Source organism: Microcoleus sp. Z1_B2 (genome assembly GCF_036700325.1).
GTDB lineage: Bacteria > Cyanobacteriota > Cyanobacteriia > Cyanobacteriales > Microcoleaceae > Microcoleus.
Genome location: NZ_JAUBOQ010000022.1, coordinates 1 through 17,147, shown reverse-complemented (window position 1 = coordinate 17,147; position 17,147 = coordinate 1). Strand labels below are relative to the sequence as shown.

Annotated in this window: 13 protein-coding genes; 7 read left to right on the top strand and 6 right to left on the bottom strand. The window is 45.7% G+C overall.

Annotation, left to right across the window (positions count from 1 at the left end):
* The 5 genes from QT984_RS14755 to QT984_RS14735 all read left to right on the top strand — a co-directional run.
* Nucleotides 1-188: hypothetical protein (locus QT984_RS14755; protein WP_333374294.1), on the top strand; the 188-nt coding region annotated here is incomplete at its 5' end.
* A gap of 827 nt (nucleotides 189-1,015) precedes the next feature.
* On the top strand, nucleotides 1,016-2,923 hold the full coding sequence (gene dxs, locus QT984_RS14750; RefSeq protein ID WP_333051441.1) for a 1-deoxy-D-xylulose-5-phosphate synthase: 1,908 nt from the start codon (nucleotides 1,016-1,018) through the stop codon (nucleotides 2,921-2,923).
* Between the two features lie 108 nt (nucleotides 2,924-3,031).
* Complete coding sequence (locus QT984_RS14745; RefSeq protein ID WP_333051443.1) at nucleotides 3,032-3,349, top strand: hypothetical protein; 318 nt, start codon at nucleotides 3,032-3,034, stop codon at nucleotides 3,347-3,349.
* Between the two features lie 199 nt (nucleotides 3,350-3,548).
* Nucleotides 3,549-3,677: a hypothetical protein gene (locus QT984_RS14740; protein WP_333272556.1), complete on the top strand. Its 129-nt coding sequence runs from the start codon at nucleotides 3,549-3,551 to the stop codon at nucleotides 3,675-3,677.
* Nucleotides 3,678-3,684: 7 nt separating this feature from the next.
* Complete coding sequence (locus tag QT984_RS14735; RefSeq protein ID WP_333051446.1) at nucleotides 3,685-4,908, top strand: NAD(P)/FAD-dependent oxidoreductase; 1,224 nt, start codon at nucleotides 3,685-3,687, stop codon at nucleotides 4,906-4,908.
* A gap of 130 nt (nucleotides 4,909-5,038) precedes the next feature.
* Here QT984_RS14735 and QT984_RS14730 read toward each other — a convergent pair whose 3' ends face one another.
* The 6 genes from QT984_RS14730 to QT984_RS14705 form a co-directional block, all read right to left on the bottom strand.
* Nucleotides 5,039-7,465: a sulfotransferase gene (locus QT984_RS14730; RefSeq protein ID WP_333051449.1), complete on the bottom strand. Its 2,427-nt coding sequence runs from the start codon at nucleotides 7,463-7,465 to the stop codon at nucleotides 5,039-5,041.
* Nucleotides 7,466-7,601: 136 nt separating this feature from the next.
* Complete coding sequence (locus QT984_RS14725; RefSeq protein WP_333051450.1) at nucleotides 7,602-9,674, bottom strand: Wzt carbohydrate-binding domain-containing protein; 2,073 nt, start codon at nucleotides 9,672-9,674, stop codon at nucleotides 7,602-7,604.
* Nucleotides 9,675-10,466 (bottom strand): ABC transporter permease, encoded by a 792-nt coding sequence (locus QT984_RS14720; protein WP_333051451.1) that lies wholly within the window; start codon nucleotides 10,464-10,466, stop codon nucleotides 9,675-9,677.
* Nucleotides 10,463-10,606, bottom strand: coding sequence for a hypothetical protein (locus QT984_RS14715; RefSeq protein ID WP_333212688.1), 144 nt, complete (start codon nucleotides 10,604-10,606; stop codon nucleotides 10,463-10,465). The genes QT984_RS14720 and QT984_RS14715 overlap by 4 nt, the downstream gene beginning before the upstream one ends.
* Nucleotides 10,607-10,724: 118 nt before the next feature.
* Nucleotides 10,725-12,068, bottom strand: a complete 1,344-nt coding sequence (locus QT984_RS14710) for a glycosyltransferase (RefSeq protein WP_333051453.1) — start codon at nucleotides 12,066-12,068, stop codon at nucleotides 10,725-10,727.
* A 74-nt stretch (nucleotides 12,069-12,142) separates the two neighbouring features.
* Complete coding sequence (locus tag QT984_RS14705) at nucleotides 12,143-13,333, bottom strand: glycosyltransferase (RefSeq protein ID WP_333051455.1); 1,191 nt, start codon at nucleotides 13,331-13,333, stop codon at nucleotides 12,143-12,145.
* A 222-nt stretch (nucleotides 13,334-13,555) separates the two neighbouring features.
* On the opposite strand from QT984_RS14705, the gene QT984_RS14700 reads away from it, so the two are divergent.
* Both QT984_RS14700 and QT984_RS14695 read left to right on the top strand, forming a co-directional pair.
* A complete protein-coding gene (locus QT984_RS14700; RefSeq protein ID WP_333212685.1) occupies nucleotides 13,556-13,747 on the top strand; it encodes a hypothetical protein in 192 nt (63 codons plus the stop codon).
* 1,535 nt (nucleotides 13,748-15,282) lie between these two features.
* The gene (locus QT984_RS14695; protein ID WP_333051822.1) at nucleotides 15,283-16,920 is read left to right on the top strand and encodes an MBL fold metallo-hydrolase; all 1,638 of its coding nucleotides are present in this window, start codon (nucleotides 15,283-15,285) and stop codon (nucleotides 16,918-16,920) included.
* Nucleotides 16,921-17,147: the final 227 nt, after the last annotated feature.

Below are 17,147 nucleotides of genomic sequence, written 5' to 3'. Positions count from 1 at the left end.
TCCGCCCCCCGAAGAAGCGGAAACTCCTTTGCCATCAGCGGAGTAAGGGAGATTACACCTGTGGCAAAAATCCTTTTCCTCAATTGATGGGACTGGCTCTGGGGCCCATCCCACAAGAGTTATTTTTGCTTGTGGGATGGGCCCCAAAACCCGTCCTAATTATTTTTGCAAGAGGTCTATTGAATTAATTTGAGGCATAAGGAAATAGGCAGAAGGAAGGAGCCAGAAGAAGTGTTTTTACAAATATGAGATGCTCCATCACAGTTAATGATTTTGTATCATATTCCGCTTGCAGAAACAAGATGGCTAAAAAGTCAGCCATCACTACAAAAAGTAGTTAAAAATGCTTAAGAATCTCCATGCAGCTAACAATTAGCGATTAGGAACTAATACCAATTTCATAAAGTAGCGCTAGATATTACCCCCCCCAACCCCCCCTCCCGCGGGGGGGCTAAGACTTCATCCATAGCACATCTTTAGATAAATGGTATAACAACATAAGCTTTTTTATATTGACCACGAATTTCTTCATGTGGTACCCGCCACGTGATTTATCCATGGAATCAATCGAAAATCGAAAATCAGAAGAGCCCCCGCATTTATCCGTGGGGTCGCCTCTAAAATCTAAAATCTAAAATCTAAAATCTAAAATCGATTAGCGATTAGGAACTAACAACATAAGCTTTTTTATATTGACCACGAATTTCTTCATGTGGTACCCGCCACGTGATTTATCCGTGCAATCAATCCAAAATCGAAAATCGAAAATCAGAAGAGCCCCCGCATTTATCCGTGGGGTCGCCTCTAAAATCGAAAATCGAAAATCTAAAATCGATTGACGGCGCACAATTTATTAACTATAATTACCAGACCCGAAATAACAAAATTGTTACGCCTAACAGTTTTTCTCAAATAACCGTTAAACTATTCTAACGTTTGCGCGTACCCAACGTTGCAGGCACAACCTATATCTGTTAAGGATTCGTCCTGATTCACAGGAGCAAGATTTTAAAATATGCATCTCAGCGAACTGACTCACCCAAACCAATTACACGGCCTCTCGATTCATCAACTCGAACAAATTGCCCGACAAATTCGAGAAAAGCATTTAGAAACTGTAGCCGCTAGCGGCGGCCACCTCGGCCCAGGATTGGGTGTAGTCGAACTGACCTTAGCACTCTACCAAACACTCGACCTCGATCGCGACAAAGTTACTTGGGATGTCGGCCACCAAGCTTATCCTCACAAATTGATAACCGGCCGCTACAACCAATTTCACACCCTGCGCCAAAAAGACGGCGTTGCAGGCTATCTCAAGCGCTGCGAGAGCAAATTTGACCACTTCGGCGCCGGCCACGCTTCCACAAGCATTTCCGCAGCGTTAGGGATGGCGATGGCGCGCGACCTCAAGGGGGAAAACTTTAAAACTGTAGCAGTCATCGGCGACGGCGCCTTGACTGGGGGCATGGCACTCGAAGCGATTAACCACGCGGGCCATATGCCGAAAACCAATTTGTTAGTTGTGCTCAACGACAACGAGATGTCAATCTCGCCCAACGTCGGCGCAATTACCCGCTATTTGAACAAGATGCGATTGTCGCCACCGGTGCAGTTTCTCAAAGATAACTTAGAGGAACAATTCAAACACATTCCCTTTGTCGGCGAAACTTTTACTCCAGAAATGGAACGCCTCAAAGAAGGGATGAAACGCTTGGCTGTCTCGAAAGTTGGAGCAGTAATTGAAGAATTGGGCTTTACTTACATGGGCCCGGTAGATGGACACAATTTGGAAGAGTTAATTACCACTTTCAAACAAGCTCATACTATCCAAGGGCCTGTGCTAGTTCACGTTGTGACGGTGAAGGGCAAAGGATATGCGATCGCCGAAAAAGACCAAGTAGGATATCACGCCCAAAATCCCTTTAACTTAGCCACAGGCAAAGGCATTCCCTCCACTAAACCAAAGCCTCCAGCTTACTCGAAAGTCTTTGCCCACGCCCTAGTCAAGCTAGCAGAAGATAATCCGAAAATTGTCGGCATTACCGCTGCTATGGCAACCGGAACTGGTCTGGATAAACTTCATGAAAAACTGCCTAAACAGTACATTGATGTCGGGATTGCCGAACAGCACGCCGTGACTTTATCCGCTGGTTTAGCCTGCGAAGGAATGCGCCCGGTTGTGGCAATTTACTCGACATTTGTCCAGCGGGGATACGACCAAATAATTCACGATGTTTGTATCCAAAATTTGCCAGTTTTCTTCTGTTTGGATCGCGCGGGCATTGTCGGTGCTGACGGCCCAACTCACCAAGGAATGTACGACATTTCTTTCTTGCGGTGCCTGCCAAATATGGTAGTTATGGCACCAAAAGATGAGGCAGAATTGCAGCGGATGGTAGTCACGGGAATTAACCACACCAGTGGCCCGATCGCCATGCGTTACCCGCGCGGCAACGGTTACGGCGTGCCTTTGATGGAGGAAGGTTGGGAAGAATTGCCGATCGGCAAAGCTGAAATTCTCCGCAACGGCGACGATGTGCTGATTTTGGGTTATGGTTCAATGGTTTATCCGGCAATGCAAACCGCCCAGATTCTGAGCGAGCACGGTATTGAAGCAACTGTCATCAATGCGCGTTTTGTCAAGCCTTTGGACACCGAATTAATCTTGCCTTTAGCACAGCGAATCGGCAAAGTTGTCACAATGGAAGAAGGCTGTTTGATGGGAGGCTTTGGTTCAGCAGTAGCCGAATCTTTGCTCGACAATAATGTCCTCGTGCCCCTGATGCGGTTGGGTGTACCCGATACATTGGTAGATCATGCAACGCCTGAACAATCATTTGCCAGTTTAGGATTAACTCCGTCGCAAATGTGCGATCGTATCTTAGCAACATTCAGCCGCAAACAGTCTCCTGTTAGCGTGTAAATAGCTAGAATGGTAGGGTGCAGCGCACCTTACCATTCTAGCTCCGATCTATGACAGTGAAAGAGCAGCATGATTGAAGGAAGATTTGAGGATAAGGGAGAAAAAACAATGACTAACGTAAAACCAAATCGTACCGTGCGGCGGGGAAGACTGTTCCCAGAAATTCAGTGGTCAGAAGAAAAAAAAGCCCAGTGGCGAGCCGAAAGAGAAGCATTTTATCAGCGCTGCAAACCAATTTTCGATCGCCTCAAACCAGAATTGATTAAAACCCACTACAACTGGTACATGGCCGTTGAACCCGACAGCGGAGACTATTTTATCGACAAAGATGATATGGTGGCTACCAAAATGTGTCGCCAGAAACATCCAAATGCTATCCCCTTCATGTTCCGCATCAACAATACAGGGGCGTGTGGCACGATATGATTCAAGGAACATTTGGTGATGAGGATGAGCTATTTTTGGAAATTGAATTGATTGCTGATAACGGCTTAGAATTACCTGTTGATGCCCTGCTAGATACAGGTTTTTAGGGCTGGTTAGCAATGGACAGTCAATCGATTTTAGATTTTAGATTTTAGATTTTAGATTTGAAATTGAATAATTGAATAAAGCGAGATTACGGATGAATCCGGGGGATTTTACCCTAATGGGTGCCGGAGTACCGGAAATTTTAATCGGCCGCCAGTTGTTGAAAAATCGGCGATTGGTAGTTGATATTTCGGCGGGTGTTTTGACATTGGAAGCGAGTTAAAAGCAAAATGAATTTAAAAAGTTTTGACATAGTAATAGTAGGAGCAGGCCCTGCAGGCGGTCACTGCGCGAGAATCCTAGCCCAATCCGGCCACAAAGTCTTGCTGGCAGAGCAAAACGACAATTTTAATAAAAATGACTTTTCTAGCGCCGCTACACCTCTAGAAACCCTCTCTAAATTCGATTTACCTGAATCCGTTATCGGCAGTTTTTGGCACAAACTTACTATTGAAACTAGCAAAGTCAGTCAAACTTGGGAGTCTCCCGAAAGCTTGGGAGTTGTTCTCAACTTTGCTAAATTTAGAGCATTTTTGGCTAGCGAAGTTGAGCGATTTGGCGGTGAAGTTTGGCTTGGTTATCGCTACATTCGACACTCACAAGAAAACGGCGAAACAATAGTCGAATTTAAACAGTTATCCGACGGTAAACTTATCCAAGTTAGCACGAAAGTATTGGTTGATGCTACTGGCTTCGCTAGGGCGGTTATGTACGAAAAAGAGAATGATAAGCCCAATTTTTTGTCGGGAACTGGAATTGAATATTTAATTGAAGTAGAGCCAGAAGTTTACAATAAATACAGCGGTGATTTAATCTTCTTTTTGGGCGATAAATGGATGCCGAAGGGTTATTCCTGGATATTCCCAATGGAACAAAACCGACTGAAAGTTGGTGCGGGTCGCATTTTTTTAGACCCGAAAACGGTGAGGCATTTGTCACCGCTGAAAAAATATATTGATTTACTGATTGATGAATATCTGAAGTCTAAAAGTTATAAAATTATTGACAAACATGGTTCGACGCTGAAGTACAGTCCTGGTTTGAAGGATATTTATTGGAAAGAAAATAATGTAATTGCGATCGGCGATACTGTCTCGACAGTAAATTTTTTGGGCGGCGAAGGGATTAGACACGGGATGGATGGTGCCCAAATCGCAGGGAAATATATTCAAAGCTATTTGCAGGGGAAAATCTCAGATTTTCGGGATTATGAGACCCAAATGCACCGCAAGTTTGATCGGAAATGGAATATTTCAGAAAGGTTGGCGGTGAGAAAGTATATCGATGATGTTAATGATGAACTAACCGATAAAATGATTTCTTATTTAAAGTATATGAAAACTGAAGAGGTGATGGATATTTTATTTTATTATAAATTTGAGAGAATTTCCAGAGGATTCGGCGGTTATTTGCAGCGGAAAATCAAGGGATTGATTAAGCGATTTCACTTGTAAGGTGCGTCTGTTGAAAAATTGTTAGTTGAGGGAAAAATCTCGCTGGCTGACGCAGCCTACTGACTTAAAAGTAAGGTGCGTCTGTTGAAAAATTGTTAGTTGAGGGAAAAATCTCGCTGGCTGACGCACCCTACAAACCTAATTGCCATAAAAATTTTTCTCCTGTAACTTTAATGCGCGGCAGAGACATTAAATTATCGTCAAAACTGCTATAATTTAATTTATATGATACACCAAAAGTATATCCACTCGCTCCAATTAAATGCGCTACAATTGGATCGACATCCCCGTAAGGATAGGCAAAACATTTAACAGATTTCTCTAATCCCCGTTCTAAGATAGCACGGGATTTCGCCCCCTCCCGCACAATTTCTGTCGGCGACAATGCCGTCAAAGGTTGATGAGTAGCAGACATAGAACCGAATTCAATTCCTGCATTCTGCAGTTGCAAAATTTCCGGCCATCCCATTAACTGCACTTCTTCAAATTCGGCTTTTTCCCAACTATTTGTCTTTCCTATTGACTCAGCTACGAGAAAAACAGTCGCTGTAAAATCAAAGCGTTTTAGCAGAGGCCAAGCATATTGGAAAAAGTCGAGATAGCCGCCGTCAAAAGTCATCAATACAGCTTTACCGGGTAAAGGAGTTTTATCCCGTTTCGCACTTTGCCAATTTTCCCAACTCGCACTATAATAACCGCGATCTTTGAGATACTGCAACTGTTGTTCCAAAACCTGGGGGCTAACTGCGTCTAAACTGTCAGGAGAAATGCGGCGGTAGGAGAGAATCGGCAGCCTTTGTGTAACGCTATGGTTGTCCAAAACTTGAGGTTTCACGGAGTGAGAAACTTCCTGATAAGAAGATTTTGAGCGAATGATTTCCGGTGCGTAAAATACTTGCTTTGGGAACTCGTTTTCTTGGGGAATTTGCATTGTCGGTTCCCCCGCGATTGCTGCGGCTGACTCGATTTCCTGTAGCGCAGCCGCCGGGAGTGAGGCGCGACGGCTGACACTTGTCCCGATCGCACCCGATCGCCTGCCGAAGATCACCGCATTTTGGGGGTAAATGCCCCCAGCACCCGCTGCATTCAAACTGTCGGGCAAATTAGACCTTTGTTGAGCACAAGAGGCTAAGCGCGATCGTAGCCATTGCTTGCCGTTGAGTGGTTTTCCCAGCAAAGCTTCTCGCACGGCGGCGACGCACAACTCAAAACCCATATTTCGATTAATTGTCGATCGCAATTTTTGAGCCGAAACAAAATTATTTTCCACCGCAACAGTGACAATCCCGACAGCAACGCCGCCTACTTTCACCAGCACGTCTATTTCCGAAAGCTCAACTTTTATATTAGCAAATTCCTCGCTAACTTCTACAGCAATCAAATCTTTTTCGAGGGTAATTGTTGGGACTTCCTCAGCTATTTCATGATTGTAGAAATCCTCCAAATTCCAATGGGGACGCCCCCATAATTCTTGCAAAAATAGCGTCCAGTCATGTTTAGGGTGCAATGGTTTCAGCACAGTTTCCCACAATTTATTGCCTTTTTCGCAGCGATTGCGTTGAAAGAAGCGATCGAGAATTTGCCAAGCAAACTGGGCTGCAACCGCATCCGCCAACACCGAAGCCGCAACCATGCCATCGCAAATCGGCAATTCAACAATACCGAGTTTAATTCCTTCTAGTTTTATCGTACAGCACAGGCGATCGTATATTTGCGGAAGATTACAAATATCGGAAATTGGTTCGCTCACTTCCACCGTCAACTTCCAGGCAATTTCACCCTTTACTCGCTTAATCTTATCTAAAATATATCGAATTTCCTGGTCATTAAAAATTTTATGATATTTGTGAACCTTATTACTTTTAACCTCTCTATCAATCCCTTGATGCCAAGGCAGATTTAAACTGAGATGAGCAGCTTTTTCTTGATAAAACTCCAGCATTTTATCATCATACTCAATTTCCATAAACTGACAAAGTTTTTCTAATTTTTTGACTTTATTGTCGAGTATTTCCTCATACTTGACTAATATATGATTAGAATTTTTAGCATATTTGTGACTAATTAACATCGCCTCCTTCCAGCGATGGATACAGTGGTTTAAATCCCAACCAGGCCCCCACAAATCATGAGAATTCCTAGTCGCCTCATGCAGAGAAGCTATTGTATCCATACTGTTTCGCAAAATATGTATAAATTTAGCATCCGGCAAAAAGCGCTGTATGTCCTCAATAAAATATATGTGTTCCGGCGTTTTTTCCAACCAAATACTTTTGTTTTGTTCCGCCGCCAAACCATCCAAAACTCCGACAAACCAACTAACTTTAGTTGCCACAGTTTGACTATCATCAAAACCTTGCAAAAGTTCAGGCCGATTAATCTCATCCTTAAAAAAAGCTTCCATCCTACCTGGCAACTTTCCCGCAAACTTCTTGTACAGTAAATAGTGAAAAAACTTAGATTCAGGAAAAGAAATAACTTCAGGGTGAGCAGCTAATAAACTTTGAAGCATGGTTGTGCCGCTTCTCGGAGAGCCTACTAAAAATATCCGTTTCATTTTTCTAGCTGATAGATGGTTTGTGAATTAATTTTTTTTTTAGGAACCGCAGAGAGCGCAGAGGGCACAGAGGAAGAGAAGAAAGAGGTATGATTCATGTTCGTCTCTGGGCACTCTGCATTTAAAAACTTTTTTCCTAACTCCAACTAAAATCCTCATGCAATAAATCCGAAAGTTCCTGATTGTAAGGTTTGAAATAATTAGTCAATTCTTGTTCTATTGTCGCTGGCATTTGGCTGTATTCATCGACATGATTAATTTCATATTTTTTACTTGTATTTTCACTAATATCCAGGAATTTCAATACTTCGGAAAATACTTTGCCTGTATGTGCGTAAAAATCTTCGCTCTTGATAATTAGCAACTGTTCTCTCGGAAAATAGTCGAGCCAATTTTTGATTTGTTCTACATAAATTCCCCGCGACAAATAGGAATAATGCTGGTGATTGAAACTGTAATAATTTTCATCTGCTTTGATTTTTTCAATCTCACCTTTGAGTCGAGCGGGTTCAGAAGCGATCGCCTTTTCAAAATCCAACTTTTCGGTGCCTCGCGCCACTTCTAAATGATAGTGCATCCACGCTCGTTTTACTGGGTTTCCCAGCATTACAATCAGCTTAACATCCGGGAAACACTTGTAAACTCGCTCCGCCACCAAAGGATGATAAATATAGTAAGAAGTCATCTCCCACAGGATCACCTTCTCACTCGCTACACTCCGTGTCAACTGCTTGCTGTACCAATCAACACCACGCTCAAAATTTAATTCAAAAAAGTGAATATCTCGAGAACCTTCTTTGATAATTTGCAAGTGATTTTCGAGATGGCTGTATAGATATTCTGTGCCACAGTTTTGAGCGCCAATTATTAAAAAGTCAGGTTTTTGCTTGTTTTCCAACTGAGTCAAAATCTTGGCGTAGCCCGGATGATTATTATCCAAATCGTAAGTTGCCGTGGCTGGTTCGGCCACATCCATAAGCGGCATTTTGCCCTCAAATTCCCAGCGGTACGGCGGACAAAGAATCGTTTTTTGGTTTACAGTCGATCGCACGTACAGCGGATAAACCTGCCACTGATAATCGTAGGCGTAAGCCAAAGTTTCCTCGTAAACCCCAGCATTCACGTAATACTGACCGTTTCCTAAATCCAGCCTATCTATTTGCAGCCGGATTTTGCCTTTCCCTTTCACCAGCGGCAGCAGTCTGCCCATTTGATTAGTATTAGTCTCAAAACAACTTTGACCATCATCCCTGCTGATTGTCACGGCAAAAATAGCAGCAGAAATTTCCTGCGCCACCGAATAATGAATTTCAATGCTAATAGCATCACCGCTATCTATTTCCGTATTTGGCGACACTTTGACATCGGTAATTTCTACTTCCATAGTACCGAAGCGATTCTGATTACCTCGCAGTGGCGAACCGCTACTTGTAGCTTCAGCAGCACGCAGGGGAGTGCTATTTTCTGTGGACGATCGCATTTCTGACAAATACTGACCGACTACCACTTCCGGTTCCCCGTAAGCGACGATTTCACCGGATTTCAGCCACAAAGCCCGATCGCACATTTTCTGAATTTGCGACGCAGTGTGAGAAATCAAAACAATCGCGCATCCTTGATTCTTAAACTCAGTTATCTTATTCAAACATTTAGTTTGAAAAGCCACATCACCAACCGACAAATGTTCATCAACTAACAGCACTTCTGGATCGGTATGCACCGCCACCGAAAAAGCCAGCCGCATTTTCATCCCCGTACTATAAGTCCGCGTCGGGCTGTCAATAAACTGTTTTAACTCTGCAAATTCCACAATATCGTCAAACCTGCGCGCCACTTCCCGGCGAGTCAAACCGGCCACCACCGCGCCCACAAACACGTTTTCTCTGCCCGTTAGATCCGTGTGAAAACTCGCACCCAAATCTAACAACCCGCCAATTCTGCCGTTAACTTTAATAGAACCTTCCTCAGCCCTGCAAATACCGCCTACAACTTGCAGCAGCGTTGATTTTCCCGCGCCATTCTTTCCAAGAATTCCCAGCATTTCGCCAGGAGAAACAGTAAAATTTATATTCCGCAGCGCCCAAAAACTCGCCTCCGGCTTCAGCTTCCACCAACCGGACAAAGCGGCTTCCATAATCGTATGAGGTTTCGCGGTAGAGTAGCGGTTAAAACGCTTACCCAAACCTTTGACAATAATTGCTTCACGCATTTACACTTCCTCCACAAAATGAGCGCTTTGCCGTCTAAAAATTCCCAGTCCGATGGGTAAAAGAGCCGCCACAGCCAAGCTCAAAATTAACAGAGCAGACCAATCCGGCTGCATACCTTTAAGAAGTATGGCGCGGTAAGCTTCAATCAGGGGCACCATTGGATTTAAGTAATAAAAAATCTTAAATTTTTCGGGGACGCTGCTGATGTCGTAGAAAATCGGAGTCAGGTAAAACAGCATCTGCAAAACTACTCCCAAAGTGTGCTGAGTGTCGCGGAAAGTGACATTCAAAGCGGCAAGGGGATAAGCAAAACTAACTGTCAGGAAAAACTGAATAATCATCAGCAGCGGCAACAACAAGAGCACTGCATTCAGAGGAGCGCCATCAATTGCCAGAAAGATAAGTAACACCGGCAATGCTAAGAAAAAGTGAATGAGCCCCGTCGTCGTCGTGACTATCGGCAAAATTGCCGACGGGAAATTTGGCTGCCTGATTAGTGGCTTATGATTGGTAATTAATGCCGTTGATTTAAATAATACCGTTTGAGACCAATTCCAGATTAACAAGCCGCTGAAAGCAAAGGAAGAAAATTTTGGAATATTAAGGGGTACTACAGAGCGAAACAAAAAGGAAAATACAGCCAACTGTAACAGCGGACTGATTAAAGTCCAAGCAATCCCCAAGGTCGATCGCTTGTAAAGTAATTTCATCTCGCGATCGACCAATACCCGTAGCAAATCAAAGAAATGAGTTATTTTGCGAATATAAGCTACCTTTCCCGCATTTCTCACAGCACACCCCCAGCAACTATCTGAGGTTCTCCCCCGGATAAATTCCAGGGCAGAATCTTAACCAAATTCAGGGTCTGTACCAGAGTCTGTTTGTCAGAAATTGGTTCTAAAAAATCTGCTTCGATCAATTTTATTGTCATAATTACCTTTGTCACTTTCTGTGGCTTTTAATATCTAAATTACTATTTTCTATCACTTAATGTCTGACTTGATTACACCTCTATATTCTGTTTTTTATCTAATCTAATTATGTCATTTCTAGGAAGAAGTTTTCAGGTTTTTTTTCTCCAATACTGTAAACAACTGTAGATTTTGAAGTAGGGTGTTGTCAACCAAGCTAGGCTCGGAATGAGCAGCACTTTTGGGCATACCCTTAACCGCGATCGCCCGAGCCAGGGGTTCGGCAAAGTCAAGGGCCAGAATCGATCGCAAGTGAGCGCCCCGCAGTGGCTCTACACCGAATTTGGGAGTGACGTGACCGACAGACAGTTCACCGTAACTGAGGTAAATGCCATCGGGTTTTTTCTCGTCAATGATTCGTTCTGCTGCTTCCCAACCTTCCTGCAAATCGATTTCAATTTCATGTCTGCCCAAGTCAGCACCAGCAGGCTCACCTTGCATAAAACTAGAAAGAGCCGATCGACTTTTCAACTCATCAATAGCACCCCGCAAATACCAATAAGCGCGCAATTTTGCCCGCAACCACCGCCAAGTTCCCCGCATCCCCAAGCTTTCGAGTAAATCAAGAGATTTCCTGGCTCCCACAGCCAGCCAATCCACAGCAGCCGGCCAGAAAAACGTGACCGCCACCACAATTTTATCCACCAGCGAGTCAGCAGTTTCGTAGACTGCTATCGGCAGTATCGGTCTAAGTTCCGGGTGTCGGTACCCGATCAAAACATTCGATCGCCCTTCCTGACGAAATCTGCCGAAAGAGCGATCGAGATTGTTAGTTTCGTGTTCGTAATGATAGCCCACTGCTTCAGCAGCCACAACAAAAGGTACATTAGCTTTCAGCAAACGCATCCCAAACTCATAATCTTCTCCGCCACAGTTCCCAAAAGCCGAATCAAACCCATCGAGACGAGCAAACAGTTCTGCATCCAAAGAAAGGTTGCCGCTGAGCAAATCTAGATAAGTAAATCGATGACCGGGCTGACTCATCTGATAAAACTTCTCTTCCCACCACGATCGCACTTCCACCTCGAACAATGTAGTTCCTCCATGCAACTTAGGCGGATAGGGGCCCATGACAGCCGAGCCCGGACGCAAAGAGTGAACCCGCGCATGACTTTCCACCAAAGGCGGCAGCGCTTCGATATCGTCGTCGAGAAACAGCAGCAATTGCCCCGTAGCCGAAGCCGCTCCCGTATTGCGGGCGATGGCAGCACTCCGGCAATTTTCCTCGATCGCCTGCACTTTAAACCGAGCTTTATAGTCTTGTAGCATTGCCAAAGTATTATCTATGCAGCTATCTGCCACTACAATAACCTCGATCAGGTCGATCGGATAAGTCTGCAAGTGCAAAGCATCCAAAGCCCGCCGCAGCGAAGAACTTCGGTTGTGGCTAGGAATAATTATGCTAACTGTTAGATTTTCCATATTTACATTACAACAATTAACTTCATCTGCATTTCATCTCCCTTCATCGACCGTTAAAAATAATCTACAAATCCCTATTCATTGCTCCCCTTCATTTTTTGTAACAACTTCCTAGAAGCAAAATAAGCCATCGGCCCGCTAATGCAGCCCCGCAGTTGAGCCCACAGCAAATCCCTCGGAACCGCATCCGGCTGCTTTCGCAAAGAAGCAATTAATTCAGGAATTTGCTTATACCACAGCCATCCCCAAGCTAATAGAGGCACACTGAATTCTCTGTTGATTACAAACATCCGCGTCCAGAAAGCATAGACTCCGATGCCGTAGCCTTGGAGCGTTTTTCGCAATTCTTCCCAAGTGCGCCGATGGCGGTGCCAACTCAATGCTCTCGGCTCGTAGACAATGCAGTAGCCCGCGCGCAAAATGCGGGCAAAAAGTTCACAGTCTTCGCCACCCACCGTGGGCGTTCCCGCCCCCAAAGCTTCGTCAAACAGCCCAATGTAGTCGATCGAACTTTTCCGCAAAGCCATACTCGCCGAAACTCCCACAAGATGCACAATCAGAGGATTGCAGTGCGCCCCATCAACAACTCGGCGCTCAAATCCCCGCCCGTGGGGGCTGTAGCGCTCGAACCATTCTTGCGCTTCGGTTTCCAGTTCCAAGGGCATCACCAGCCCCGTGACGCACATCACTCGCGGATCGCTGAAATTTCGCAAGAGCGATCGCAGCCAGTTCGGATCGGGGGCCGCATCGTCATCTGTAAACGCTACGAATTCATGTTTAGCTTCGCGTAAAGCTCGGTTACGGGCAGCGCTGGAGCCTGGTAAGTCTTCGCGCACATAGCGGGCTTGTGGGTAATTTTTGACCAGTTCCTTCGTCGCGTCCGTGCTGGGGCAATTGTCAATTACTAAGTATTCCTGACCCTCGTCTGGGAGCTGCATCAGCGCGTCAAGAGTGCGCCGCAAATCTTCCGGGCGATCGCGCGTGCAAACCGCTACTGTAGCGATCTGCAATACCTCCACCGACCCCCGCTCATCCCATTCTAGAGTCTCGTAGAGCAAGTTTTTCCACAAGTTGTCCCCCGCAGCCTTCATCAGTGTTTCCCGTAATTCGTCACCGCCAATGCCACCTCCGACTACGGACAAAAGAGCTTGACCGATCGGTTTTCCGTGCAGTCGAATTAAAACCAAGGCTTTGCTGTAACGCTCATCAACCGTAATTTCTGGCGGGAGTTTGGAGATTTCCAGCTCAACAATAGCTGTTGCCATTTTAGATTTTATCTTTTATATTTTAGATTGCGAAAAAATCCTAGATACTCCGTATATTACCGGATGTATTTTAGCATAAATTGTTTTAGGGTATAGCAACTTCTCAATGCCACACTTGCCGATCGCCGATTGCGAATCAAATTGCGAATCAAATTGCGAATCAAACATAAAGCCTCATTGCTTTTATTGCTTTTATTTATTTTTACTTTCAATTACCCGCTGATGTCAAGTTTTTTCCCAACACAAGTTTTACCATCGGCAACGATCCCGCGTCGAGGATTGTGTCAATTGCAGGTATTATTGGCAGCCGATCGCCACCAAGCCTCGCCATTAATGCCACATCTAAAAACCCGATTTTTTGATAAAACCGGGTTGGTGCGATCGCTCCTCATTTCAGCTCTAATTGCGCTCTGATAAGCTGTGGAGCATTTAAAATAGTATTGTAGGGTGCGGAGCGTCCTCCGCGTTTCCCTTGCCGGTGGAAGCGATCGAGAGCTGACGCACCCTACTGGCCTCGTTAGTGGTTTAAATGCTCCACAGCTTACTATTCTCAAAAACCTAAGCTGTGGCGGCATTTAAATTGTATATCAAAAAAAATAAATTCGTGTGGGAAGTAGGGGGTTCGGCGTCCCGCCCGCCCTGAATATACAATTTAAATGCACGACAGCATACCAAATAATTCAACACTCTCGCCCTTCAAACTTTCGCGATCGAACCGCGCACGGATTAGGTGAAAAATACTCCCAAACTCAACCCTAAATCAGACCCATAAACGATAAAAGAAACAGGAGATTACAGGCTGGTTGGAGACTCATCGAGCTGAGATTACTTCTGGCAACTTAGTGGTATTTTTACAGAATGAATATCATGTATTGTCTGGGGATTTATGTGGCTATGTTTGGGGTTAAACAAAAAAACGCATCGTTTTGCCCCCTTGTCAATGAGCGGAGTAAACAAACGTATTATGGGGCAGTCAATCGATGGCGCGATTTTAGATTTTAGATTTTAGATTAAAGAATTGAAGTATTGACTTGCGCGAGATAAATTCGGGGGATCCTTTATCGGATACAGGTTTTTTATTTCTGCACGGATGAATCACGTGGCGGGTATCCTGGAGGCTTTCGGTCAAAAAGCCATTTACACTCTCTCCTCGATAGCCACAAGGTTTACTTAGAAGAATGTATCAAACTTTTACAAAAAAACCCATCAAACTCATAAAGTCTCTCTCTGCCTTGACAAAAGCAGTTAGGAATGAGAATTAAATAACTTCCACTCTTGAAAGTGGGATGGGCGTCCCGCCCGTCCACTCATGACGGGCGGGACGCCCATCCCACAATAACAATTAAAATTGTAAGTTATTTAATTCGCGATCCTTAGTTAGCACGATGGGGGTTCTTCCTTTTTCAGATTGGACTATAAACCGCCCTCAAAACCCTAAAAATGAAGAATTGTAAAGTTTTATCAAGATGTTTGGGCATCTGAATTAAAATCTTCTCATAAAAAAGACTAGCTTTTAGCAGGCGCAAATTGTGGAAAAAGGTTTAAAACTCAGAATATGAGATCGATCTCGCTACTCTTACATGGTGCAATAAAATGTAACTTTTGATGCAAGAACCAGTAGCCTGAACTTTGTCGAAGGCCCAAGGCCCATCCGGCCAATGCCTTCGGAAAATCGCCTTCTTGGCGCTGCATCAAATCTTAAGTGCAATTACTTTCCTTGCACGAGAGCCGGAGCCTTCGAGCCAACATTTAGCTCCAAGGGTTACGCACCAGAACTTTGATAAACCGGGTTTTTTTACCGGGAGCGAGGGCGGCAACAAAGTGTTTTCGTTCATCAAACCCGGTTTCAGCGTCCGAGACTGAACTCGATCGAATGAATGCAGTCGCAACCAATGTTTAAAAGAGGCGATACTGCAAGTTGCGTGCAAAGCAGGGAGCTAACCGCAGTGATGGATCTCGATTGTTTACCTTACGGCGCAGGCCACGCACAGGAAGGGGTCTGTCTGCTAGTCCGAATGGGGCCGCACCGCATTTTACTCGACTGCGGTATAGAGGATATTGCACCGCTATCAGCGACACTAAATCGATCGCTGCCAGCCGATTTTGTGGTGTGTACCCACGCCCACTCCGATCATGCCAGAGGTTTGCTAGCACTCCATCAATCTTTCCCCCACTTGCCAATTTACGCCAGCGAAGTGACAGCGCGACTGCTACCGCTCAACTGGCCACAACTGGCTCAGCAGCCAGAGTCCCGGTTCTGTCAGGGACTGCCCTGGCAGTCGCCGCTCGAAGTGCGCCCAGGACTGAGCGTGCAGTTGTTCCCGTCGGGTCATTTGCCCGGAGCTGCGACTGTGCTGCTGACTTATGCAGCCCCGCACCGCACCTACACCGTCGTTTACACAGGCGACTTTTTCCTGTCCAATTCTCGTTTGGTGGAAGGTTTGCCCCTAGGAGAACTCAGGGGCATGAAGCCGGATGTGTTAATTTTGGAAGGCAGTTACGGCACGGCGCGCCACCCTCACCGCCGACAACTGGAAAATCAGTTAGCCGATCGCATCCACCGCGCCATCGCCGACGGGTACTCCGTACTGCTGCCCGCGCCGGCCCTTGGTTTGGGCCAAGAAATGCTGATGCTGCTCCGCAGTCACCACTACTTTACTGGCCGCGACTTGGATATTTGGGTAGATGGCACTGTCGCCGACGGGTGCGACGCTTATCTAGAACTGTTACCCCAATTTCCCACCGCCGTCCAAAATTTTGCTCTGCACCAACCTTTGTTTTGGGACGAAAGAGTGAAACCCCGCGTCCGTCGGCTGTCTGCCGAACAGCGCCCCGGATTGGGAGCCATGCCCTGTATTGTAATTACAGACAAGTTAGCTGATTTGGCTTTGTATATTGCCGATAGCACAAACCCTTGGATTTTGCTCGCCCCTCAAAAACCAGGATATCCCGTCAGCGACTGGCTGGGCAACAGACCCCAATTTGGAGTCACAAGTGTCGAAACTTATCTGCTAGCCGAACACTGCGACGGGCCGGGGACTACCCAACTCATCCACAATTTGCGTCCCCAGCACGTAATTTTAGTCCACGGTTCCCCTGCATATTTGGCTGACTTGGCTAACTTGGACGAGCTGCGAAACCGCTACCAGTTGCACACTCCGGCGGCTGGAACACTTGTCGAATTGCCGATCGGGGAAATGTTTTTGCAGCCCGCTATCCCAGAAACTAACTATGAGGGAGAACTCAGCGAATTGGGGACAGAGGTAGCAATTAGCTTGCCGAGTCCGATTACAGCCGATCCTCGGTGGGCCAATTTTGCCGATACCGGTTTGGTAGAAGCGCGCTGGCAAGGCGAAGAACTGGTACTGCGGGGCATCTCCCAGCGGGAACTCCTTTTTCAAGGCAGCGCCGTTCAGGCAAACCTCGAATGCTGCGGCAATTGCCAGCACTACCGCAGCCAGCGCTGTTGGAACCAGTCCAGTGCTTTGTTTGGCTTTAAAGTAACCCCCGACGGTTTCTGTCCCGTGTTTAAAGCGATACCGGAGTCCGAACTTTTCCTAGAAGATGGGGAAACAGACGGCGAATAAGCTGTCTGGCACCTCGAAACCAGCCCGCAGGCACAGAAAACAAAAGAACAGTCCTGGACGCACCCAGACAAAAAACCCGGTTTCAGCAGGGGTAAGCTGTCGCGTATTGAATTTTTAACTACCAGCCGGGAAGTCCCTCGGTATATTTAAAGGGGATTAATCTGAGCGCTGCGCGAAGTACCCCGAATAAATTACGCCCGCGTGATGAAAGGCTCGTCGGGTGTAGG